The sequence below is a fragment of the Streptomyces sp. MK37H genome, from assembly GCF_018035285.1.
Taxonomy (GTDB): domain Bacteria; phylum Actinomycetota; class Actinomycetes; order Streptomycetales; family Streptomycetaceae; genus Streptomyces; species Streptomyces endocoffeicus.
On the sequence record NZ_JAAAYH010000857.1, the window covers coordinates 1 to 1,368 of the forward strand.

Below are 1,368 nucleotides of genomic sequence, written 5' to 3' on the forward strand. Positions count from 1 at the left end.
CCGCCCGGGGTTCTCCGACTGCGCCGTGCCGACCAGCCCCCAGGCCGCGGCGACCGCCGGATCGACCGGATCGGCGTCCCGCACTCCTACGGCAGCCCGCGTCAGCACCACCAGACGCGAGTCCTCCAGCGTGGGCTCGGTCAGCCACGTCTGCAGCATGTCCAGCACTTGGCCCGTCAGCTCATGCGCGCGGGTTGAGCTGGAGTCGACGCTTGCGGCATCGCCGGGACCGATTTCGTACAGCAGCACCGGCGGCGCGTCGACCGGCGCGTCGGCTCGGGTGGCCAACTGCCGTACGTCCTGCGCGGTGTGTACGGCGACGGTGTCCAGTGGTACGTCGGCGGCGTCGACCCGCAGCTCCTCCCACCCCACGAGGAACATCTGGTCGGTCGAGGTCCGCGTGGCGGCGTCCAGCAGCGCCGCCGGCATCGGCCGCGACACCAACGACTCGACCACCGCCACCGCCGCCCCGCTCGGATCGGCCAGCCGCAGGCCCACTCCTTCCTTGCCGTTGGGTGTGATACGTACGCGCAGTGCCGAAGCGCCGGAGGCGTGCAGGGACACTCCGCGATAGGCGAACGGCAACGCGGGCCCTGACTGGTCATCGGTACGGTCGCGGAACGCGGTGGCGTGCAGGGCGGCGTCGAACAGTGCGGGATGCAGTCCGAACGCGGGGGCTTCGGCCGACAGCTCCTCGGGCAGGACGACTTCGGCGTAGATCTCGTCGCCTCGCGTCCACGCGGCCCGCAGACCACGGAAGGCCGGGCCGTATCCGTAACCGTTCGCCTCCAGCTCCTCGTAGATGCCGCGCACCCGCTCCTCCGGGACCGCCACCGCCCCGGTAGGGGGCCACCGCGTCAGGTCCGCGTCCAGCTCATCGGGGGTGTCCTGGGCAAGGGTGCCGCTGATGTGGCGAGTCCAAGGGGTGTCCGTATCACCGTCCTGGCCGCGTGAGTGCACTGCCACCGGGCGTCGGCCGGAATCGTCCGCCGCGCCCACGCTCACCCGCAGCTGCACGCCGTCGTGCTCGGGCAGGGTGAGCGGTGCTTCGACCACGAGCTCTTCGACGACACCGCAGCCGACCTCGTCACCGGCGCGCACCGCCAGCTCCACGAACGCCGCCCCGGGCAGCAACACCGTGCCCGCCGCCGCATGGTCGGCCAGCCACGGATGCGTACGCAGCGACAGCCGGGAGGTGAACAGCAAGCCCCCCGACTCGGGCAGTTCGGCCACGGCGCCCAGCAGAGGGTGGTCGGCCCGCGCAAGCCCCAGCGCGGTCGCGTCCACCGATTCGCCTCGTCGTCCCAGCCAGTAGTGCTGACGCTGGAAGGCGTAGGTGGGGAGGTCACACGCGGTGTGTGCGGGGAG

At 72.0% G+C, this 1,368-nt stretch carries 1 protein-coding gene; it reads right to left on the reverse strand.

The window, feature by feature from the left end; translation table 11 throughout:
• The coding region (locus tag GWI24_RS44435) for a polyketide synthase dehydratase domain-containing protein (RefSeq protein ID WP_210951672.1) at positions 1 to 1,368 on the reverse strand (1,368 nt) is incomplete at both ends.